The organism is Nocardia sp. MDA0666, from assembly GCF_003023875.1.
Taxonomy (GTDB): Bacteria; Actinomycetota; Actinomycetes; order Mycobacteriales; family Mycobacteriaceae; genus Nocardia; species Nocardia aobensis.
Window position 1 is genome coordinate 118826 of the sequence record NZ_PYHT01000008.1, and the last position, 21003, is coordinate 139828.

The 21003-nt window shown below is 68.5% G+C and carries 18 protein-coding genes; 5 read left to right on the forward strand and 13 right to left on the reverse strand.

All coding sequences use genetic code 11. The features are described from left to right. Positions 1-123: 123 nt before the first annotated feature. The 5 genes from C8258_RS14225 to ftsY form a co-directional block, all read right to left on the reverse strand. Positions 124-435 carry a hypothetical protein gene (locus C8258_RS14225; RefSeq protein WP_036503669.1) on the reverse strand — a complete coding sequence of 104 codons (312 nt, stop codon included), beginning with the start codon at positions 433-435 and terminating at the stop codon, positions 124-126. A 207-nt stretch (positions 436-642) separates the two neighbouring features. Beyond that, positions 643-3081 carry a [protein-PII] uridylyltransferase gene (locus C8258_RS14230; protein WP_199195702.1) on the reverse strand — a complete coding sequence of 813 codons (2439 nt, stop codon included), beginning with the start codon at positions 3079-3081 and terminating at the stop codon, positions 643-645. 81 nt (positions 3082-3162) lie between these two features. After that, positions 3163-3501 (reverse strand): P-II family nitrogen regulator, encoded by a 339-nt coding sequence (locus C8258_RS14235; RefSeq protein WP_030513058.1) that lies wholly within the window; start codon positions 3499-3501, stop codon positions 3163-3165. A 4-nt stretch (positions 3502-3505) separates the two neighbouring features. Continuing rightward, entirely contained in the window at positions 3506-4915 is a 1410-nt protein-coding gene (locus tag C8258_RS14240) for an ammonium transporter (protein ID WP_106955583.1), read from the reverse strand. Between the two features lie 206 nt (positions 4916-5121). Beyond that, positions 5122-6711, reverse strand: coding sequence for a signal recognition particle-docking protein FtsY (ftsY, locus tag C8258_RS14245; protein WP_369974753.1), 1590 nt, complete (start codon positions 6709-6711; stop codon positions 5122-5124). Positions 6712-6928: 217 nt separating this feature from the next. Between ftsY and C8258_RS14250 the strand changes: the two genes are divergently transcribed. Then, positions 6929-7318 carry a DUF2237 family protein gene (locus tag C8258_RS14250; RefSeq protein WP_030513055.1) on the forward strand — a complete coding sequence of 130 codons (390 nt, stop codon included), beginning with the start codon at positions 6929-6931 and terminating at the stop codon, positions 7316-7318. Positions 7319-7348: 30 nt separating this feature from the next. On the opposite strand, the gene C8258_RS14255 is transcribed toward C8258_RS14250, so the two are convergent. Further along, positions 7349-8449: an FAD-dependent monooxygenase gene (locus C8258_RS14255; RefSeq protein WP_106955584.1), complete on the reverse strand. Its 1101-nt coding sequence runs from the start codon at positions 8447-8449 to the stop codon at positions 7349-7351. Positions 8450-8549: 100 nt separating this feature from the next. On the opposite strand from C8258_RS14255, the gene C8258_RS14260 reads away from it, so the two are divergent. Continuing rightward, complete coding sequence (locus C8258_RS14260) at positions 8550-9137, forward strand: TetR/AcrR family transcriptional regulator (protein ID WP_106955585.1); 588 nt, start codon at positions 8550-8552, stop codon at positions 9135-9137. Between the two features lie 27 nt (positions 9138-9164). Here C8258_RS14260 and C8258_RS14265 read toward each other — a convergent pair whose 3' ends face one another. Then, positions 9165-10001, reverse strand: a complete 837-nt coding sequence (locus tag C8258_RS14265) for a TetR/AcrR family transcriptional regulator (protein ID WP_233225084.1) — start codon at positions 9999-10001, stop codon at positions 9165-9167. Positions 10002-10064: 63 nt separating this feature from the next. Between C8258_RS14265 and C8258_RS14270 the strand changes: the two genes are divergently transcribed. Next, on the forward strand, positions 10065-10967 hold the full coding sequence (locus C8258_RS14270) for an NmrA family NAD(P)-binding protein (protein ID WP_106955587.1): 903 nt from the start codon (positions 10065-10067) through the stop codon (positions 10965-10967). On the opposite strand, the gene smc is transcribed toward C8258_RS14270, so the two are convergent. After that, the gene (gene smc, locus C8258_RS14275) at positions 10964-14572 is read right to left on the reverse strand and encodes a chromosome segregation protein SMC (RefSeq protein WP_106955588.1); all 3609 of its coding nucleotides are present in this window, start codon (positions 14570-14572) and stop codon (positions 10964-10966) included. The genes C8258_RS14270 and smc overlap by 4 nt on opposite strands. An 88-nt stretch (positions 14573-14660) precedes the next feature. Further along, positions 14661-15083 carry a hypothetical protein gene (locus C8258_RS14280; RefSeq protein ID WP_106955589.1) on the reverse strand — a complete coding sequence of 141 codons (423 nt, stop codon included), beginning with the start codon at positions 15081-15083 and terminating at the stop codon, positions 14661-14663. 210 nt (positions 15084-15293) lie between these two features. On the opposite strand from C8258_RS14280, the gene C8258_RS14285 reads away from it, so the two are divergent. After that, positions 15294-16526, forward strand: coding sequence for an acyl-CoA dehydrogenase family protein (locus C8258_RS14285; RefSeq protein ID WP_106955590.1), 1233 nt, complete (start codon positions 15294-15296; stop codon positions 16524-16526). A gap of 3 nt (positions 16527-16529) precedes the next feature. Continuing rightward, positions 16530-17654: an acyl-CoA dehydrogenase family protein gene (locus tag C8258_RS14290; RefSeq protein ID WP_106955591.1), complete on the forward strand. Its 1125-nt coding sequence runs from the start codon at positions 16530-16532 to the stop codon at positions 17652-17654. Positions 17655-17830: 176 nt separating this feature from the next. Here the strand turns inward: C8258_RS14290 and thpD are convergent, their stop codons facing one another. Genes thpD through ectA form a run of 4 tightly spaced genes read right to left on the reverse strand, consistent with a single transcriptional unit; the run spans position 17831 to position 20859 of the window. Beyond that, the gene (gene thpD / locus C8258_RS14295; RefSeq protein WP_106955592.1) at positions 17831-18712 is read right to left on the reverse strand and encodes an ectoine hydroxylase; all 882 of its coding nucleotides are present in this window, start codon (positions 18710-18712) and stop codon (positions 17831-17833) included. Positions 18713-18739: 27 nt separating this feature from the next. Continuing rightward, positions 18740-19132, reverse strand: a complete 393-nt coding sequence (locus tag C8258_RS14300; protein ID WP_030513045.1) for an ectoine synthase — start codon at positions 19130-19132, stop codon at positions 18740-18742. A 2-nt stretch (positions 19133-19134) separates the two neighbouring features. Beyond that, entirely contained in the window at positions 19135-20397 is a 1263-nt protein-coding gene (gene ectB, locus C8258_RS14305; RefSeq protein ID WP_106955593.1) for a diaminobutyrate--2-oxoglutarate transaminase, read from the reverse strand. A 12-nt stretch (positions 20398-20409) separates the two neighbouring features. Continuing rightward, positions 20410-20859 (reverse strand): diaminobutyrate acetyltransferase, encoded by a 450-nt coding sequence (ectA, locus tag C8258_RS14310; RefSeq protein ID WP_063065010.1) that lies wholly within the window; start codon positions 20857-20859, stop codon positions 20410-20412. Positions 20860-21003 lie beyond the last annotated feature (144 nt).

The following is a 21003-nucleotide window of genomic DNA, read 5'->3' on the forward strand; positions in this document are numbered from 1 at the left end:
TCCTGGTCTCGTCGAGGGACGTCACTCGGGTTACCAGGGTACGGGCAACTCCGCGATCGGTGGATTCGCCCTAGTCCAAGGCCTGCCGCCGACCGGGCGGCAGGCCCCTCACCGGGACTGCGGTCAAGACAGCGCGCTGTGCCGCGGCCGCGGGGCCCGGCTGAAGTCGTGCTGTTCGTAGGCCACCAGATAGACCGCCTCGCGGCCGGTCAGCCCCAGTGGCAGTGCCATGGCGTCCAGGGTCGCCCAGTCGGAGTCACCTGGTGTGCCGTCGACGAGCGCGCCGGCCAGCTTCATGGCCGCCACCGCCTGACCGCCGGTCAGCGTCCGGCCCGGAAGCCAGGAAACCACCCAATGGTCGCCGCCGACACAGCGAGCGATGTGGTGGGTCGAATCGCTGGTGATCATGGATGAGGACACGACTTCGTTTGCCATCGACCTGCTCCCCTCAACGCACCCAACTCGCCGGACAGGTGGTACAGCAACAGCTCGAACAGCTAGCGATCACGATCAACTTCACGATCTACACCGATCGTAGAGTGGCGGACATCACATCCAGCAGAGGTTGCCGCAACGATCTGGTTACCTCACTGCGGACCAAACGACCAGGTTGGCCCGATAACCGGCGGGAGGTCGGTAAACCTAACCGCCATCGGCGCCGGTGTCCGTTTCGCTCGGTTTCTTCGGCTCCTGATGCGGGACGACCCCCAGCAGCGCCGCCTCGATGGCACGGCGCCGCTGCGGAGTGTCGTCCTCGCCCAGTCCGAGGCCGAACGAGTCGACCACCACCGAGCCCATCGTGTCCGCTTTCGCCCACCGCACATCCGCGCCCTGGGCGGCCAGCGCCGCGGCCAACCGGCTGAGCAGGCCGATGCGGTCCTCGGCGCGCAATTCGAGCACCACCTCGCCGGGCCGGTCGACCTCGGTCCAGATCACCTTCGGCTGAGCCTGCGCGTATCGGCTGGTCCGAGCCGCCGCCTCGCGCTCCTTGTCCGCCAGCACGGAGGACAGCTTCAGATCGCCGTTGATCGCGCGGATCAGCTCCTGGCGCACCAGGCCGGCGTCGGGCGGATTGCCGAAAGTCGGGGTCACCACGAAGGTGTCGATCGCGGTGTCTCCGGAAGCCGTCAACGTCGCGGAGAGCACCCGCAGGGAGTGCAGGGCGAGCACCCCGGCCGCCTCCGAGAGCAGACCCGGAGTATCGGGAGCCACGACCGTGACGGTATGGATGTAGCGCCCGTCGCCGGGCGCCAATTCCACGTGCACGCCACCGGCCGCGACCTTGTCCATGACAGCCGCGTCGACCACCGTCGGCGTGGGCGAAACCCGTTGCGGTGCGGGCTCTCCCGCCATCGCGGCGTGGCCGCGGCGCACGAGTTCCCCGATCAAGGACGCTTTCCACTCCCCCCACACACCCGGACCGGTCGCCAGCGAATCGGCCTCGGCGAGGGTGTGCAGCAGATCCAGCAGCTGCCGGTCACCGTCCAATGCGTCGACCACACGGGCGGCGGTCGCCGGATCGTCGAGATCGCGCCGGGTCGCTGTTTCGGGCAGCAGCAGGTGATGCCGCACGATCGTCGCCAGGCTGCGCACATCGTCGGGCCACAGACCCAGCCGATGACCGATCCGGTCGGCCAGTTCGGCACCCACCACGCTGTGATCCTCGGTGCGGCCCTTGCCGATATCGTGCAGCAACGCTCCGAGCAGCAGCAGATCCGGCCGGGCGACCCGGGTGCTCAGCGCACTGGCGTAGGCGACGGTTTCGACCAGGTGGCGGTCGACGGTCCAGGTGTGCACGGCATCGCGGGGCGGCAGGTCGCGCACCGCTCCCCATTCCGGAAATAGCCTGCCCCATAAGCCCGTTCGATCCAGGGCCTCCACCGCGTCGATGGTGTTGCGGCCGGCGCCGAGCAGCACCAGCAGATCGTTGAGCGCCTCGCGCGGCCACGGCTCGCGCAGTTCGGGAGCGTCTTCGGACAGGCGGTTGAGGGTGGTCGCCGACATCGGCAGACCGGTGCGCGCCGAGGCGGCGGCGACCCGCAGGATCAGGCCGGGATCGCGCTGCGGCCGTGCGTCGCGGGCCAGCACCACCTCGCCCGCGTGTTCGACCACGCCCTCGTCGAGCGGTCGGCGAACGGGCAGACGCCGCAGCCGGGCCAGGCCGCGGCGCGGCAGCGCGTTGCCGGCGGTGCGCAGGCCGACGTCGACCGAGTAGACGACCGTGCGCGCCGCATCGCTGAGCGTGCGCGCCAGATCGAATCGATCGCCGATGCGCAGCGCGGCGCCGATCTCGTCCGCGTCCTGGGCGCGCAGCTGATCGCGGGAACGCCCGGCCACCCGATGCAATTCGGTCCGCACATCGAGAAGCCGGCGGTGGGCGGCCTCGAGACCGCCGCCGGGAACGTCGGGGCCCAGGCCGGGCATGGCGTCGGTCAGCTGGGCGATGGCCAGCGCGTCGAGCAGCTGGATATCGCGCAGCCCACCGCGACCGCTCTTGAGGTCGGGTTCGGCGCGATGCGCGATCTCGCCGTTGCGCTTCCACCGCGCCTGCGCCTGTTCCACCAATTCGCCGAAGCGGGAACGGATTCCGGTACGCCATTCGCGGCGCACGCCCCCGATGAGCAGATTGCTCAGCTCCGCGTCGCCGACGATGTGGCGGGCATCGAGCATGCCCAGCGCGGCGGTGAGATCGTCGGCGGCCACCCGCAGCGCCTGCGGCACGGTCCGCACGCTGTGATCCAGCTTGATGTGGGCGTCCCACAACGGATACCAGAGCCGATCGGCCACCTCGGCTACCCGCCCGGGATCGACATCGTCGTGCAGCAACATCAGATCCAGATCGGAATACGGCAGCATCTCGCGCCGGCCCAGTCCTCCGACCGCCACCACGGCCAGCCCGCTGTCGGCGGTGATGCCCAGCTCCGCGCCCTTGGTGGTCAACCACAGCTCGTGCAGGTCGACCAGCGCCTGCCGCAGCGCCTCGGCGCTCAGCCGCGGGCGCCGGGGATCACCACCGTCGAGCAGTTGATCTCGGGCGGCCACCAGTTCCTTGGCGCCCTGGGACAATTCGTCTGCACTCATACCCGCAACCACCACCCGTTCATGCGGGCAGCCCCGTCCCCGGCCGGTGCCAGGAGCGGGGCTGCCCGAATCCTTCATCTCCTATAGTGCGTCGGCACCGCGTTCACCGGTTCGGACCCGGATCACCGATTCGACCGGGGTCACCCAGACCTTGCCGTCACCGATCTTGCCGGTGCGCGCGGCCTCGACGATCACCTCGACAACCTTTTCGACCGAGGCGTCGTCCACGACGACCTCGACCCGTACCTTCGGCACGAAATCGACCGAGTACTCCGCGCCGCGGTAAACCTCGGTGTGCCCCTTCTGGCGGCCGTACCCCTGGACTTCGCTGACCGTCATTCCCAGCACACCGGCCTGCTCGAGCCCGGACTTGACGTCCTCGAGTGTGAACGGTTTGACGATTGCAGTGATCAGTTTCATTGCGTCATGCCTCCTTGACGGCGGTACGTGCCGTGCCACCCACAGCAGCGAAATCGTATGACGTCTCCGCGTGCTCCGACTCGTCCATACCCTTGAACTCGTCTTCCTCGGAAGCACGAATGCCGATCGTGTACTTGATGATCAGACCCAGAATCAGCGAGACGACGAAGGAGAACGCCAGCACGGTGAAGGCACCGACGGCCTGCTTGCCGAGCTGATCGAAACCGCCGCCGTAGAACAAGCCCTTCGCACCGCCGGCGCCCGCACCCGATTCCGGGGTGAGGAACAGACCGATCAGCAGCGTACCGACCACACCGCCGACCAGGTGCACGCCGACCACGTCGAGCGAGTCGTCGAAACCGAGCTTGAACTTCAGCCCGACCGCCAGCGCGCACAGCACACCGGCCACCGCGCCGATCACCAGCGCGCCCAGTACGTTCACCGACGAGCAGGACGGCGTGATCGCGACCAGGCCGGCGACGATGCCCGAGGCGGCGCCGAGGCTGGTGGGCTTGCCGTCGCGGAACTTCTCCACGACCAGCCAGCCGATCATCGCGGCGCAGGTGGCGAAGGTGGTGGTCAGGAAGGTGGAGCCGGCCAGGCCGTTGGAGCTCACCGAGGAACCGGCGTTGAAGCCGAACCAGCCGAACCACAGCAGACCGGCGCCGAGCATGACGAAGGGCAGGTTGTGCGGGCGCATCGGCGTCTTCGGCCAGCCCTTGCGCTTGCCGAGCACCAGGCACAGCGCCAGGCCCGCGGCACCGGCGTTGATGTGCACCGCGGTACCACCGGCGAAGTCGATGGCCTGCAGCTTGTTCGCGATCCAGCCGCCGTGGTGGACGATGTTGCCCGCGGCGTCCTTGACGTCGAAGTCGAACACCCAGTGCGCGACCGGGAAGTAGACGATGGTCGACCACGCGATCGCGAAGACCACCCATGCGCGGAACTTCATGCGGTCGGCGACCGCACCCGAGATCAGAGCCACGGTGATGATGGCGAACATCAGCTGGAACGCCACGAACACCGTCATCGGGATGGTGCCGGCCAGCGGGATGTTCACCTGATCCACCGCCGACGCGCCGGTGGACGGGTCGGCCGGGCTGGCCTTGACGGCATTGGTGCCGATCAAGCCCTTGAGCCCGAAGAACTGGGCAGGGTTGCCGATCACGCCGAATTTGTTGTCACCGAATGCCTCGGAAAAGCCATAGAGCGACCACAGCACGCCGACGATGCCCATCGCGCTGATGCTCATCATGATCATGTTGAGCACGTTCTTCGAGCGGACCATACCGCCGTAGAAGAACGCCAGCCCTGGGGTCATCAACAAAACGAGCGCGGAGCTCGCCAGCATCCACGCGGTGTCGCCGGTGTCGGGCACACCGAGCAAGGGATACGCCACCTTGTTCCTCCTCATCTCGGGCCCGGCCGAAACTGCGGCAAACGAGCCTGCACAGAAGGGTCGCGATCTGGTGTTTCATCCGTGCCGCCGCGATGTTTCGCATGCGTGAACGGATCCGCTTGCTGTGTTGCTACCAGGTTTCAGCGCGCACACAGCGCATGTCGGCGCACTGTGAGGACCGTGTCGAAATGAGGAGGAACTGCCGTTTTCGTTGCTCGCCGCTACCCGAGGAGGGCGTCGACGAATGCGGACGGTTCGAAGGGGGCCAGATCGTCGGCGCCCTCGCCGAGGCCGACCAGTTTCACCGGCACGCCGAGCTCGTGCTGCACCTGGAAGACGATGCCGCCCTTGGCGGTGCCGTCGAGTTTGGTGAGTACCACGCCGGTGATGTCGACGACCTCGGCGAAGACGCGGGCCTGGGTGAGCCCGTTCTGCCCGACGGTCGCGTCGAGTACGAGCAGAACCTCGTCGACGGCGGCCTTCTTCTCCACCACGCGCTTGACCTTGCCCAGCTCGTCCATCAGACCGGTCTTGGTGTGCAGGCGGCCGGCGGTGTCGACGAGGACCGCGTCGACACCCTCCTCGATGCCGGTGCTGACCGCGTCGAAGGCGACCGATGCCGGATCGGCGCCCTCGCGGCCGCGGACCGTATCGGCGCCGACCCGCTCGCCCCAGGTCTGCAGCTGGTCGGCGGCGGCGGCGCGGAAGGTGTCGGCGGCGCCGAGCAGTACGCGTCGGCCGTCGGCGACCAGGACGCGCGCCAGTTTGCCGGTCGTGGTGGTCTTACCGGTGCCGTTCACGCCGACGACCAGCAGGATCGACGGGTGGTCGGCATGCGGCAGCGCCCGGATCGCACGATCCAGGTCCGGGCGCAGGGCCTCGATCAGCACATCCCGCAGGACCTGCCGCGCCTGCTCGGCGGTGCGCACGCTGCGCGCGGCCAATTCCTCGCGCAGCCGCTCGACCACGGTCGTCGTGACCGAGGTGCCGAGGTCGGCCATGACCAGGGTGTCCTCGATCTCTTCCCACGAGTCCTCATCGAGGTCGCCGCCGCCGAGCAGGCCGAGCAGGCTCTTGCCGACCGCGTTCTGCGACCGCGAGAGCCGCCCGCGCAGGCGGGTCAGGCGGCCGGCGGTGGGTTCGATCTCCTCCACCGCGGTGGGCTGGGGCGCCGGTGCGGTGGGGGTCGGCGCTGTCGGAGTCGGTGCGGTGGGAGTAGGTGCGGTCGGGGCGCTCGGCGCCGTGGTCGGAGCCGAATCCACCGGCGCGGATTCGGGTGTCTCGGCGGGGGCGGGCGTGACCGCGGTGGCGCCGTCGGTCGAGGGCGGCGCGGCGGGGGCCTCGGCCGGGGCTTCCGGGGCTTCCGGCGCGGCCACACCGTCGCCGGGGGTTTCCGTCGTTTCCGGTTCGACGGTCGGCGCGGTCGCGCTCGCCCCGTCCGCCGGGCGGTCGGCGAGGGTTTCCGGTTCCGGCAACCGCACGTCGGTGATGGTCCGGCGCACCGAGTCGCGCGGGATGGCGGCGTCGTCGCCGACGTGCGGCTGACCCTCGTCGTCGGTGCGTTCGATCGGGACCGGTTCGGGGCGCGGTGGGGTCAGCGTGCCGGAGCCCGCACCGCCCTGACTGAAGTTGAAGCCACCGGCTGCGGTGTACCCGCCCGATCGGTCGGTCAGCTGCTTGTCCTGCTCCTCCGCCGGGGTGATGCTCACTCGGCGGCGCTTGTACAGGACGAATCCGGCAACGAACGCCACCAGTAGTACGGCGACGATCGCGGCGATCAGAATCCAGGCTTGCGCAGTCACGGTTCCCATCCTGTCAGAACCCGCGAACGCGCCTGCGTGGCGGCAGGCGGGTGTTGCGCCCGCGACGGTACGGGCGATTCGCCACTATCCGCTCAACTGTCCGAGGACGTCCGACACGCCGACGACGTCGGACGATAAGCCGTCCGGCCACGCCTCACCGGCAACCGTCCCGATATCAACCGCCCAAGGCGCGGCGAATCCGACACAGAGACAATAGGATCGGCTCGTGACCGATCGAAATGTGCTTGGGGGACCGCTGGAGGAGTGTGGCACCGATCCTCTCACCGGCTTCTACCGGGACGGCTGCTGCAGCACCGGCCCCGAGGATCTGGGTAGCCACACCGTCTGCACTGTTGTGACCCAGGAGTTCCTGGAGCATCAGAAATCGATCGGCAACGATCTGCTGACCCCACGCCCGGAGAACAATTTCCCCGGACTGCAACCCGGCGACCGCTGGTGTGTGGTCGCGGTGCGGTGGCTGCACGCCCACGAGGACGGGGTGGCCGCGCCGGTCGTCCTGGCCGCGACCCACGAGAACGCACTCGAGGTCGTGCCGATGGAAACCCTGCGCAAATACGCCGTCGACGTCCCCGACGACGTGAGCGACCTTTTGTAGTCGCTCGCCGGATCGGCGATCGGGCGAGCGTCACGCAGCCGCGAACAGGCGGACCGCGGTATTGCGCAGCCCGATGGCCGGACGCGACCCGGGCACCATCAGCGCCGAGGCGAATCGAACCCCTCGATGTGATGCGCCGATCCGATCGCGATGCCGCCGCTCGTAGCGTTCCCACGCCGTAGCCGGGTCGTGCGGCGCCCGCGCCAGCTCCTCGGCCAGGGTGTGTGCGCCCGCGATGGCCAGGCTCGATCCGTCGCCGAACAGCGACAGGCATGAGGCGGCGTCTCCCACGACGGCGACCCGGCCCCGCGACCAGCGCGGAAGCGACACCTTGCTGACGGCGTCGAAGTAGAGCTCACCCCCGGCGCGCACCTCCTCCAGCACATCCTCGAACGGTCCCATCCGCCCGGCGAATTCCGCGACCAGCAACCGACGCTGCGCCTCGCTGTCGCGGTGATCCAGACCGGCCACCGGAGCGCGCCGGAACATGAAAGCCGCGATCGGGCGGCCACCGGCGGGATGGACCGATACCGACCGCCCCGGCGAGTTGTACATGACCACCTCGTCCGCGGCGCCCGCGGCCCGCGCGAGGGGCACGGTGGCGATGTAGATCCCCATATGCCGCACGAATTCCCGGTCGTCGCCGAAGGTCAGCCGGCGCACCGCCGAATGCAGGCCGTCGGCGCCGAGCACGTAGTCGTAGTGCGCCCGCTTCCCCGACTCGAAGCCGACGGTGACTCCTGTCGCGGACTGCTCGATCTCGGAAATACCGTCACCCCAGCGCATCTCGACGCGGTCGCGCGAGGCCCCGGCGAGAATGGTGGCGAGATCGGCGCGAGCGAGCTCCACCTCACCGCACTCTCGATCGCCGACGCGCATCGAGGCGCGCCCACGGCCCCGCGCGTCGACGAACCGCACGCGATCCACGGCCGTTGCGGCAGCATGCAATTCGGGCAGCACACCCATGGCGCTCACCACTTCGAGCGCCGGCCCGCGCACGTCGACCGGGTTGCCGCTGGAGCGCAGCTCGGCGGCCCGCTCGACCACGGTCACCCCGAATCCGTGCCGGCTCAGCCAGTAGGCCAGCGTCGATCCCGCGATCCCCGCGCCGGAAACGAGTACGTCGACCATGTCGCCACCTTTCTCAAGTGGACGATTTTCGTCCGCTTAGGTCGATGGTAGTTTAAGCGGACGTAATTCGTCCACTTGTCGAGCACGACGGGAGCCGCCGATGGTTTCGGAGCCGATCGACCCGGATTCCCTGCGCGCGGACGCGCGCAGCAATCGCGATCACATCCTGCTCGCCGCCTTGGACGTCTTCGCCGAACGCGGCACCGATGTCCCGATGAAGCTGATCGCCGATCGCGCCGGGGTCGGAGTCGGCACGCTGTATCGCCGGTTTCCCGACCGCGACGCCCTGGTGGTCGCCACCGCACAGGCACACCTGAACCGCCTCGCCCGCATGGCCGAAGCGGCGGGCGCGGAGGAAGCGACGGCGTGGGACGGGTTGTGCCGGTTCCTGCGCGAGTGCGCACTGCTGCGCCTGGGTGCGCTGGCGGCGGCCATCGAACCGGCCGTGCACGCGATGGTCCGCACCGACCCGCGGATCGGCGCGGTGCGCGCGGGAGTTCTGGACCGGATCGGCGAATTGATCCGGCGAGCCCAGCGAGACGGCGACCTGCGCACCGATGTCGGCCTCACCGAGGTCGGTCTCCTGATGACCGTGCAGGTCTACGCCCAGCCCGGGGAGTCCTATCCGGCGGCGGTGGAGCGGGTGCTCGCCATCGTGTTCGACGGGCTGCGGCCGGCGTCGCGCTGAATCGGTCTGCATCCATGGCGCCGTGGATCACTCGATGCCGACCGGATTCCTTCCCGCCGCACTCGCGGCACGACGCAGCCGGTGAGCCTTCTGCCTGCAGGCGGACGAGCAGTACCGTGCGGGCCGTCCGGTCTCCGCATGCGCCACGTGCGCCCCGCAGATCGGGCAACTCCCGCTGTCACGATTCCCGCCGGTCACCGTCATTTCGTTACGGCCGAGAGAAAAGTTCGCCGGTTTCGTTACGGCCGAGTCGGCTCGCATCGCCGCCAGCAGCATGGCGGCGGGGCGGGACAGTTCGTCGCGGGCAGTCGAAACTCGCTGCATGGCAACGCAACCGGCGAAGATCGCCAGCACGTCGGTCAGGGTCAGATCGGCACGTACCCCGCCCGCACGCCGCGCCGCCTCCAGCAGCTGCCCGAGGGCGAGGTGAAATCGCTCGCCCGCATCCCGGAGCAGCATCCGTGGCCAGCCGTCGTCGGCGTCGAGCAGGTCGCACATCGCCTTGTTCCCGGGCGTGCGCGTGACGACCTCCGCGCAGAATGCCAGGAAGGCCGCGGCGGGGTCCGGATCGTCGCGCAGCATCAACGCACGCGCGGTGAGCTGGTCGATCCGTTGCTGCAGCACGGCCTCGAGCAGGTCGGTCTTGGTCGGGAAGTGGCGATGCACGGTGCCGGCCCCCACACCGGCTCGGCGGGCGATCTCGGCCAGCGACACCGACGTTCCGGATTCGGCGAAGGCCCGCTGGGCGGCGGCGAGGACACGAGCCCGGTTGCGGCGCGCGTCGATTCGGGTGCCCGGCGCTGCGGGCGCCGGTTCGCGCACCCCGTAACGAAACCCCGCGTCGGCGAATAGCGGAGACGACAACGCTGCTCCTATCGTGCGAATACGGGTCGACCGACCCGATTCTACCGAAAGGGCTCCTCCGAAATGACCGTGCAGAACAACCTCGTTCTCGTCACCGGCGCGACCGGCAAGCAGGGCGGCGCCACGGCCCGCGCGCTGCTCGCCGACAACGTCCCGGTCCGCATCCTGGTCCGTGATCCCGCCGCCGAGGCGGCGCGCGAACTCGCCGCCCTCGGCGCGGAAGTGGCCGTCGGCGACTTCGACGCCCCGGCCACCCTGACCGCGGCGGTAGCCGGGACACGAGGCGTCTTCCTCGTTCCACCCGCGGCCTTCGGGCCCGACGGCTGGGATGTCGACCTGGAGACGATCCGCGGTGCCGCCGTGATCGAGGCCGCCCGCAACGCCGGAACCGACCACGTCGTCTTCACCGGTGTGGCGTCGTTCGACAAAGAAATCTCCTGGGGCAGTACCGGAAAGCGGCAGATCGAGCAGGCGCTGGCCGACAGCGGCATGCGCTACACCGTGCTGCGTCCGGTCCGGTTCATGGAGAACTATCTGGCGCAGGGTATGCCGCTCGACGGCTTCGTCGACGGCGTGAACGTCCACCTGTTTCCGGCCGATCGACCGGCACAGATGATCGCGGTCGACGATATCGCCGCGGTGGCCGCGCTGGCGTTCGCCGATCCCGAACGGTTCTCCGGGCAGACACTCGAACTCGCCGGCGACGCCGTGACCCCCGTCGCCGCCGTCGAGCTGATCTCACGCGCGACCGGATATCCGGTGCGGTATCGCGAAATCACCGAGGCGGAGGCCGACGCACTGGGTGAACAGATCGGCAATACCTGGCGCCTGAGCCATCAGGGCCACGGCTGGCATGCCGATATCGAGCAGACCCGCTCGTTCCATCCCGGCCTGCAGAGCCTGGAGACCTGGCTGGCCACCACCGGCGCCGCGGTTCTGAAGTCCCAGTTCGCGGCGGGCGACTAGGTCGTCGCGCCCACCAGATTCTCCCCGCGCAGTCGCTGCGAGATGACCTGGGTGATGCCGTCGCCGCGCATGCTGACGCCGTACAGCGCGTCGGCGATCTCCATGGTCGGCTTCTGGTGGGTGATGACGATCAGCTGCGACTTCTCCCGCAACTGCTCGAACAGCCCGATCAGGCGGCGCAGGTTGGTGTCGTCCAGGGCCGCCTCGACCTCGTCCATCACGTAGAACGGGGAGGGGCGGGCCCGGAAGATCGACACCAGAAACGCCACGGCGGCAAGGGATTTCTCACCACCGGACAGCAGCGACAGCCGCTTCACCTTCTTACCCGGCGGCCGCGCCTCCACCTCGATACCGGTGGTGAGCATATCGCTGGGGTCGGTCAGCAGCAGCCGTCCCTCGCCGCCGGGGAACAGGCGGCCGAACACCTGCACGAATTCGCGTTCCACGTCCTCGTAGGCCTCGGTGAACACCTGCAGAATGCGGGCGTCGACCTCGGCCACCACATCGAGGAGATCCTGGCGGGCCTTCTTGACGTCCTCGAGTTGGGTGGACAGGAAGTTGTAGCGCTCCTCCAGGGCCGCGAATTCCTCCAGCGCCAGGGGATTGACCTTGCCCAGGGTGGCGAGATCCTTCTCGGCGCGTTTGACGCGGCGCTCCTGGGTGGCGCGGTCGTAGGGCATTTCCTGCGGTGGGCTCACCTGGTCGCCGCGCTCGCGGGCCTGCTCGTACTCCTGCATCTCCAGGGCGGTCGGCGGCATCGGCACGTGCGGACCGTATTCGGCGACGAGTTCGTCGAGCGCGATGCCGAACTGCTCGGCGATGGTGGTTTCCAATTGCTCTATGCGCAGCGCGGATTGGGCCCGCGCGACCTCGTCGCGATGCACGGCGTCGGTCAGCTGTGTGAGTTGCGTGCTCAGCGCGCGCACCCGTTCCTTGATCTGATCCACCTGGCCGGCGCATTCGGTTCGCCGGCGGACCAGGTCGTCGCGCCGCGCGGCCGCCTCCCCCACCACGGTTTCCAGTTCGGCGGCGATCCGCTCGGCCGATTCGGCGACCACCGCCGCCACCTCGGCGGCACGGCGGCGGGCGGCCTGGGCCCGTTCGGCCCGGGCGCGGGTCTCGCGTTCGGCGCGCGCCGCGCGGCGCAGCGAATCCGCTTTGCCCCGGACCGATTCCGCCCGCTCCTCGGCGGTGCGCACCGACAGCCGGGCCTCCACCTCCATGGCACGGGCCTCGGCCAGCGCCGCGGCGGCCTCTTCGCGCTCCTGCCCGGCGGTGTCGGTGCCCGCGTCGGCATCGGAATCCAGATCGGACTGCTCGGATTCGGCATGACGCAGCCGGCCCTCGAGTTCGGCCAGGGCCGTCAGGTTCTCGTCGCGCGCGGATTCGGCCTCGGCGCGCTGGGTCAGCAGCCGCTCGTATTCGGAGTGCGCGCTGCGCGCTGTGGCACCGAGGCGGCCCAGCCGGTCGTAGATCGCGACCAGCGCCTGATCGGATTCGTGCAATGCCAGCAATGCCTGGTCGACTGCCTGTTTGCGATCGTTCTGCTCGGCGAGCGCACCCGACAGCGCGGCCTCGACCTCCTCGGCCTGCCGCTGCCACGACACCAGTTCGGCGGCGGCGGCATCGATATCGGCCTGCACCTCGATCTGGCTCGGCGCCCGGTCCGAACCGCCGAGCACCCAGCCGGAACCGCTCAGATCGCCGTCGCGGGTCACCACCCGCAATTCCGGTCGGCTGGAAAGGATTTCGGCCGCCTGCGCCAGATCGTCGACGACCACGGTGCCGGCGGTGAGCGCCGCGACCGCACCACGCAGCGGGTCCGGAGAATCGATCACCTCCGCGAGCGGGCGCACTCCCGCGGGCAGGTCACCGATCTCGCCGCGGGGCTGCGCCGCACCGCCGTAGACGACGGCCGCGCGGCCACCGTCGGCGTCCTTGAGCGCCCGCACCGCCGCCTGCGCGGTGGGGTGCGCGTCCGCGGCGATGGCGTCGGCCAGCGGACCGAGCGCGGCGGCCACCGCGGCCTCGAATCCGCTGTGTACCCGCACCATTCCCGACAGCCGGCCCTGCAATCCGTCGGCGCGGTTGTCCAGCAGCCAGGCGCCGCCGTCCTTGCGGGCCAATCCCATGGTCAGCGCCTCGATGCGGGCGGTCAGCGAGGCGACCTTCTTCCCCGCCTCGCGGTCGCCTTCACGCAGTTCGGTCACCCGCGCATCGGCCAGTTCCAGCGCCTGGGCGGCGTGTTCGTAGGCGGCGTCGAGGCCTTCCTCACCGGCGTCGAGTTCGCTCAATTCGGTTTGCACGGACTCGAATTCGGCCTCGGCGGCATCACCGCGCTGCCGGGCGGCGGCCAGCGCCTCCGACAGCCGGGCGATATCGCCGTCGGCCGACTGGGCGCGGTGGCGCAGCGTATCGACCTGCCCGGCCAGCCGGGCCAGACCCTCGCGCCGATCGGCGATGGCGCGCACCGCGGCCAGGTGGGCCTGTTCGGCGGCCTTGGCGGCCTGTTCGCGGTCGAGCAGCTGATCGCGGGCGGCCTCCAGGGTCGCCGTGGCCACCTCGACCGCCTCGAGCAGTTCGGCCTCCTCGGCCTGCACCCGGTCCGCCTCGGCCTCGAGTTGTTCGGGGTCGCGGCCGGTGCCGGTGGGCTGTTCGATGGTGAGATTGCGGGCCCGGTCGCGGGCGATCCGGATGGTCGCGTTGACCCGTTCCACCAGCGCCGACAGCTGAAACCAGGTCTGCGCGGCCGCCTCGGCGCCGGGCGTGAGCCGCGAGAGCTGGAATTCCTGCTGCGCCAGCGCCGCATTCGCGGCGTCCAATTCGGCTTGCACGGTGATCTGCTGTTCGCGGGCGAAGGCTTCCTTGCTCTGCTGACTTTCCAGTTCGCGCCGGCGCGCCACCAGATCGTCGGCGGCCAATCGCAGCCGGGCATCGCGCAGTTCGGATTGGACGGTGGCCGCGCGCCGGGCCACCTCGGCCTGGCGGCCCAGCGGTTTGAGCTGGCGGCGCAGTTCGGTGGTGAGGTCGGTCAGGCGGGCCAGATTCGCCTGCATCGCATCGAGTTTGCGGACCGCCTTCTCTTTGCGCTTGCGATGTTTGAGCACGCCCGCGGCCTCTTCGATGAAGGCGCGGCGGTCCTCGGGTCGCGATTCCAGAATCGCCGAGAGCTGGCCCTGGCCGACGATGACGTGCATTTCCCGGCCGATACCGGAGTCGGACAGCAGCTCCTGGACATCCATCAACCGGCAGGAGTTGCCGTTGATCTCGTATTCACCGGCGCCGTCGCGGAACATCCGGCGGGTGATCGAGACCTCGGAGTAGTCGATGGGCAGCGCGCCGTCGGAATTGTCGATGGTCAGTGTGACTTCGGCGCGGCCCAGCGGCGCCCGTCCGGCGGTACCGGCGAAGATGACGTCCTGCATCTTCCCGCCCCGCAGCGCCTTGGCGCCCTGCTCCCCCATCACCCAGGTCAGCGCGTCGACGACGTTGGATTTGCCGGACCCGTTCGGCCCCACCACGCAGGTGATGCCGGGCTCGAGCCGCAGCGTCGTCGCGGACGCGAAGGATTTGAATCCCTTCAGCGTCAGACTCTTCAGGTGCACAGTCGGTCAGGCTACCCGGTCGGGGTGCGTTGCCGGTCGGATGCCGGGCGAACGTGTTCGCCCGGCATCCGCCGAATAGGGCCCGGAATCAGGCGGCGGTGACGGTCAGCGTGAAGTCGCTGGGCGAGCCGTCGGCGGAGCTGACGTAGATCTGGTAGTCGAGGCCGTCGGCCACGACCTCGGCGTGCGGGACGTCGGCCGCGATCGGACCTCCGATCAGCGGCGCCACGGTCACGCGGGCCTGGCCGTTGTTCGAGGTGATGTCGAAGATCAGCCTCTGCCCCCCGACCGACCCGATGGAGTAATTGGCGATCTTGTTCGCCACCACCGACCCCTGGCCGGTGACGGAGTTCTGGCCGGGCGCGATCGCCAGTCTCGTGACACCACCGCTGTCGATCGACGGCAGCGGCATCGGAGCTGCCGAGGCGACGCCGCCGGCGACCGCGAAGGTGGCGGCGGCGAGCAACGCGACCAGCACGGCCGGTACCGCCCGGACGAACACACGAAGCACTCGAGATGCGTACATGAGGGTCCATCTTTCCTCACACGATGCTCCGAAATGCAAGTCCCCGCGCGTGTTTCGGACACACACGAGCCTGGCCCAGCCTGCGGCGGATCGCCTCGGCACACCGCCCGCTACATCAATAAGTTAACGACCATTTGCGCTCGACCCGGAGTAAATGAGAAGGTAGAGGCCCGTTTATCGCACAAGGAGTTCTTCGTGAATCTGGACTGGTCGCCCACCGATCTGGCGTTTCGCGACGAGGTGCGGCGCTTCCTGGACGAGAATTTGACCCCGGAACTACGTCGCGCCGGTCAACTCGCCACCAGCGTGTACCCGGATCACGAGGCCAGCATGCAGTGGCAGCACATCCTGCACGCCCGTGGCTGGGCGGCGCCGGCCTGGCCGGTCGCCCACGGCGGCTGTGACTGGAGCATGACGCAGCACTACATCTTCGATCGTGAATCCACCCTCGCGGGCGCGCCCGCACTCTCGCCGATGGGCATCCGGATGGTCGCGCACGCGATCATCGCCTTCGGCACCCCGGAGCAGAAGGACTACTTCCTGCCGCGCATCCTCACCGGCGAGGTGTTCTTCTGCCAGGGCTATTCCGAACCCGAGGCGGGCTCCGATCTGGCCTCGCTGACCATGGCCGCGGTCTCCGACGGCGACGATCTGGTGTGCACGGGTTCCAAGATCTGGACCACCCACGCCACCGAGGCCAACTGGATCTTCGCCCTGGTCCGCACCTCGAAACTGGAACGCAAACAGCAGGGCATCACCTTCGTGCTGATCCCGATGGACACCCCCGGCATCGAGATCCGCCCGCTGGTCATGACCTCCGGCGAGCAGGTGCAGAACCAGGTGTTCTTCGATGGTGTCCGGGTGTCGAAGTCCAACGTCATCGGCCGCATCGACGAGGGCTGGACGGTCGCCAAACATCTGCTGAACTTCGAGCGCGGCGGTTCGGCCTACGGCCCGGCGCTGCAGGTGCTGGCCGAATCGCTGGCCGAGCACGCGGCCGGACAGCCCGGTTACGCCGGCGGCAGCCTGCTCGACGAACCCGCCTTCGCGGCGAAACTGGCCGATGCGCGGATCCGGGCCGACGTCCTCGAGATCCTGGAATACCGCACCATGTCGGCCATTTCGCGCGGTAAGGATCCGGGTCCGGCCGCATCCACGATCAAGATCCTGGGCACCGAATTGAGCCAGCGGCTCACCGAATTGGCCTTCGAGGCCGCCGGCCCGCGCGGGCGTGCCTATCAGCCGCACGCCGCCATGCCGGGCGGTCCGGTCGCCGACTTCGTCGCGCCCGCCGACGGATATCTCAGCGGCGAACCGTGGCAGGCCGTCGCGCCGCTGCGGTACTTCAACGACCGCGCGGGCTCGATCTACGCGGGCAGCAACGAGATTCAGCGCAACATCATCGCCAAGGCAACCCTGGGACTGTGAGAGATGGACTTCGAATTCACTGCCGAACAGCAACTGCTCCGTGACACGGTCACCGAATTTCTCGCCGCCCGTTACGATCTGGAGAAAAGCCGGGCCGCGGCGCGGGTCGGCGCCGGCCATCAGCCGGAGATCTGGCGCGGCTTCGCCGAGGAGGTCGGCATTCTGGGGGCGAGCCTGCCCGAGAGTGTCGGCGGATTCGACGGCGGCGCCATCGAGACCATGATCATCGCCGAGGCGCTCGGCGGCGCCCTGGTCGTCGAACCCTATGTCGACACCGCCGTCCTGGGTGGCGGACTGCTGCGCCGCGCCGGCGGCGCGCGGGCCGAGGAACTGTTGCGCGGCATCGTCGACGGCTCGGTGATCACGGCCTTCGCCGCCCTGGAAGCGGACTCCGGGTACGACCCCGCACGCGTGGCCACGACCGCCCGCCGCGACGGCGACCACTGGGTCCTCGACGGCGCCAAGGGGGTGGTGACCACCGCACCGCTGGCCACCCATCTGCTGGTGACCGCACGCACCGCCGACGCGGCCGCTCTGTCGCTGTTCGTGGTGCCGGCCGACGCGGCCGGTCTCACGCAGCACCCCTACCGCACGATCGACGAACGCCGCGCGGCCGATCTGGTCCTCGACGGCGTCCGGGTCCCCGCCGACGCGCTGCTCGGTGCCGAGGGCGCGGCCGACGAGTCGGTCGAGCGGGCCGTCGACGAGGCGATCGCCGCCATCTGCGCCGAGGCCGTGGGCGGAATGCGGCGGGTACTGGCCGACACCGTCGAATACAGCAAGCAGCGCCGCCAGTTCGGTGTGCCGATCGCCAGTTTCCAGGTGCTGCAGCACCGCATGGTCGATATGCACCTGGAGCTCGAACAGGCCGTGGCCGCCACCTATCTGGTGACGCTGAAACTCGACGCCGAGCCGAAGGTCCGCGCCCGGGCCGCCGCGGCCGCCAAGGCCACCGTCGCCCGCGCCGCCGGCTTCATCGGCCAGCACGCGGTGCAACTGCACGGCGCGATGGGCATGACCGAGGAACTCGCGATCGGGCATTTCTTCAAGCGGCTCACCGCGATTCGCACCGAATGGGGTTCCGCGGACCAGCACATCGCCCGCTACGCCGCGCTGACGCGGGCCTGAGCGGCGCACACCGATCGCCGGGGCGCAGTCCCATACCGCCGCCGCCCCGGACATGTTTTCGGCCGGAATCCGAATGGATTCCGGCCGAAAACGCGCCGGGGATGCCGGGCTCGCCCCGCCACCGTCGGGAGCGAACCCGCGCGATCATCGGTCCCGACGTGATCGGGTCACCCCACTCAGCGCAGGGGGGTGAAATCGCGCGAGGCGATATAGGTCGGCCGCTGGTGCGGGGCCGAATACGGTTCTTCGAGAGTGTTCTCCACGCTGTTGAACACCAGGAAGACGTTCGAGCGCGCGAAGGGCGTGATGTTGTTCGACGAGCCGTGCATGATGTTGGAATCGAACAGCAGCGCCGAACCGCGTGCGCCGGTGAACTGCGCGATGCCGTACTTGTCGGCCAGCTGCGCCAGATCCTCCTGCGCGGGCACACCGATCTGCTGCTCTCGCAACGATTCCCGGTAGTGCTCGTCGGGAGTCTCGCCCTGGCACGGCATGAACTGCCGGTGTGAGCCCGGCAGCAGCATCAGGCTGCCGTTGAACGGATAGTTGTCGGTCAGCGCGATCGACAGGCTCACCGCCCGCGGTGAGGGCATCCCGTCCTCGGCGTGCCAGGTCTCGAAATCCGAATGCCAGTAGAACCCGGCGCCCTCGAAACCGGGCATGTAGTTCACCCGGCTCTGATGGATGTAGACCTCGGAACCGAGAATCTGGCGGGCCATCCCGACGATCCGCTCGTCCCGCACCAGCTCCGCCACCACGGCGCTGATCTTGTGCACCTCGAAGATCGAACGAACGCTGTTCGACTTCTTCTCGATGATCACCCGCTCGTCGGCACGCAACAACGGATCGGCGGCCAGCCGATCGATGTCGGTGGCGATATCGGCCACCTCCATCGGGGTCAGCAACTCGTCGATGATCGCGTACCCATCGGCATCGAAATTCTGCAGCTCCGGCGAGGTGACCGTGCCCCACACCGTGGGGTCGGTACGCTCCACCGGCGGTACCGCTACGGCAGTTCTGGTCCGGTAGCGGTCGATTCGACTCTCCGCCAATGTCATCGCGGCGTCGTCCTCCTAACTACATCACTACTCGCCTACGGCCACCAGCGGATAGACGCCGTTCTCGTCGTGAACTTCCTTGCCCGTGACCGGAGGGTTGAACACACACAGCATCCGCATCAGGGTGCGGGTCTCGACCCGATGCCGCTCGTGCCCGTTGAGCAGGTACATCGTTCCCGGCGCCAGGTCGTAGGTGACGTCGTTGGTCAGGTCCGTGAGCGTGCCCTCGCCCTCCACCAGCCACACCGCTTCGACGTGGTTCTGATAGTGGAACTCGTGCACGGTGTTCGGCTGGATCGTCGTCTCGTGGAAGGAGAAACCCACCCCGTCGCCGCCGAGGATGATCCGCTTGCTCCGCCAGTCCTCGGCCGCGACGTCGCGGTCGGTTCCGGTGATCTCGGCAGTGGTACGCACGATCATGGTCAGTTGCCTCCTCGGGCCATGTCGACCGCCCGGTCCAGGATGCCGAGGCCGTGGTCGAGTTCGTCGTCGGTAATGGTCAGCGGCGGCAGCAGCTTGACCACCTGGTCTTCGGCGCCGGAGGTCTCCACCAGCAGGCCCTCCTCGAAGGCGATGCTGCTGACCTTGCCGGCCTCCGAGGCGTCGTCGAACACCAGGCCCTGCACCAGCCCGCGTCCGCGGGTCGAGACACCCTCGAAGTTCTCCGAGAGGGCCTCGAACGACTTTCGGATCTTCTCGCCCTTGGCGGCGGTGGACACCTCCAGCCGGTCATCGGTCCAGTAGTGCTCGAGCGCCACGCGGGCGGTCACGAACGCCGGGTTGTTGCCGCGGAAGGTGCCGTTGTGCTCACCGGGCGCCCACTGGTCCAGCTCGCGCTTCATCAGCACCAGCGCCAGCGGCATGCCGTAACCGCCGATCGACTTCGACAGGGTCACGATGTCGGGGGTGATGCCGGCGATCTCGAAGGAGAAGAACGGGCCGGTCCGGCCGCAGCCCATCTGCACGTCGTCGACGATCAGCAGAATTCCGCGCGCGGCGCACAGCTCCGACAGGTGCCGCAGCCACTGTGCCCGTGCGACGTTCACGCCGCCCTCGCCCTGCACGGTTTCCACGATCACCGCCGCGGGCTTGTCCACACCGGAGGAATTGTCATCGAGGACCCGCTCCATCCACGCCAGATCGTCGGTGCCGTCCAGATACCCGTCGTAGGGCATCGGATTCACGTGGTTCAACGGTACTCCGGCGCCCGCGCGCTTGGTCGCGTTTCCGGTCACCGACAGCGCGCCGAGGGTCATGCCGTGAAATGCGTTGGTGAAATTCAGGATCGACGTGCGGCCGGTCACCTTGCGGGCCAGTTTCAGCGCCGATTCCACCGCGTTCGCACCGGTGGGACCGGGGAACTGCACCTTGTAATCGAGGCCGCGCGGATCCAGCAGAACGTTGTTGATCGTCTCCAGCAATTCACGCTTCGCGACGGTCGACATATCGAGTCCGTGGGTAATTCCGTCACGGGCGATGTAATCGATCAATGCTTCTTTGAGAACGGGGTTGTTGTGCCCGTAGTTGAGCGCTCCCGCGCCCGCGAAGAAATCGAGGTAATCACGTCCGCTACCGTCGCGCAGCCAGGCGCCGGATGCGGTGTCGAACAGCGTGGGCCACGAGCGGCAATATCCACGGACATTCGATTCGAGCGATTCGAAAACGGTCATCTCAGCGGTGGTCATCGATGATCCTTCCTATCGTTTTGCGTCACCCTGCAGTGGCGCGATCCGGTACAGGTCCTCCGATTCGTGCCCGTCCGGAAAATCTTCTGGCTCGAACAACGTTTCTCGCGTCATTTCCGCGTCACGGCGCCGGGCCAGTGACGCGAACATTGCCAGCGAGGCTTCGTTGTCCGGCGAAACGGTTGTCTCCAACTTCGAAACACCTTGGTCGGCAACGTCTTCGACGAGCCGATCCAGCATTGCAACGCCCACTCCGCGGCCGCGGAAGGCGTGATCGACGGCTACCTGCCAGATGAACAGTGTGTCCGGCGATTCCGGGCGCAGATATCCGGTGACGAATCCTGCTATCTCCGAGTCGATTTCGGCCACGACGGTGGTCGAGGCGAAGTCACGGCTCCAGAGCAGATACGCGTAACTCGAATTGGCGTCGAGCACTTGGGAATCCACTGCGATTCGCCACATCCGCGCTCCGTCGTCCACCCGCGGCCGACGAATCAGCGTCTGGGAGGAAACGGGCCGACGGCCGTTCGACTCGTCGGTTGCCGGAGATCTGAACGACATACTCCGCGTTCGGGTCTGCATCACCTCTTCAGAATTGCCCGCGAA

What these genes read in the sequence shown, in the direction of transcription:
- C8258_RS14290 (WP_106955591.1), top strand. Translation starts at nt 16,530, where the DNA reads ATGGACTTCGAATTCACTGCCGAACAGCAACTGCTCCGTGACACGGTC.
- C8258_RS14260 (WP_106955585.1), top strand. Translation starts at nt 8,550, where the DNA reads ATGGTTTCGGAGCCGATCGACCCGGATTCCCTGCGCGCGGACGCGCGC.
- C8258_RS14225 (WP_036503669.1), bottom strand. Translation starts at nt 435, where the DNA reads ATGGCAAACGAAGTCGTGTCCTCATCCATGATCACCAGCGATTCGACC.
- C8258_RS14240 (WP_106955583.1), bottom strand. Translation starts at nt 4,915, where the DNA reads ATGAGGAGGAACAAGGTGGCGTATCCCTTGCTCGGTGTGCCCGACACC.
- thpD (WP_106955592.1), bottom strand. Translation starts at nt 18,712, where the DNA reads ATGACATTGGCGGAGAGTCGAATCGACCGCTACCGGACCAGAACTGCC.
- C8258_RS14300 (WP_030513045.1), bottom strand. Translation starts at nt 19,132, where the DNA reads ATGATCGTGCGTACCACTGCCGAGATCACCGGAACCGACCGCGACGTC.
- C8258_RS14255 (WP_106955584.1), bottom strand. Translation starts at nt 8,449, where the DNA reads ATGGTCGACGTACTCGTTTCCGGCGCGGGGATCGCGGGATCGACGCTG.
- ectA (WP_063065010.1), bottom strand. Translation starts at nt 20,859, where the DNA reads ATGTGGCGAATCGCAGTGGATTCCCAAGTGCTCGACGCCAATTCGAGT.
- C8258_RS14270 (WP_106955587.1), top strand. Translation starts at nt 10,065, where the DNA reads ATGACCGTGCAGAACAACCTCGTTCTCGTCACCGGCGCGACCGGCAAG.
- C8258_RS14230 (WP_199195702.1), bottom strand. Translation starts at nt 3,081, where the DNA reads ATGAGTGCAGACGAATTGTCCCAGGGCGCCAAGGAACTGGTGGCCGCC.
- ectB (WP_106955593.1), bottom strand. Translation starts at nt 20,397, where the DNA reads ATGACCACCGCTGAGATGACCGTTTTCGAATCGCTCGAATCGAATGTC.
- C8258_RS14235 (WP_030513058.1), bottom strand. Translation starts at nt 3,501, where the DNA reads ATGAAACTGATCACTGCAATCGTCAAACCGTTCACACTCGAGGACGTC.
- ftsY (WP_369974753.1), bottom strand. Translation starts at nt 6,711, where the DNA reads ATGGGAACCGTGACTGCGCAAGCCTGGATTCTGATCGCCGCGATCGTC.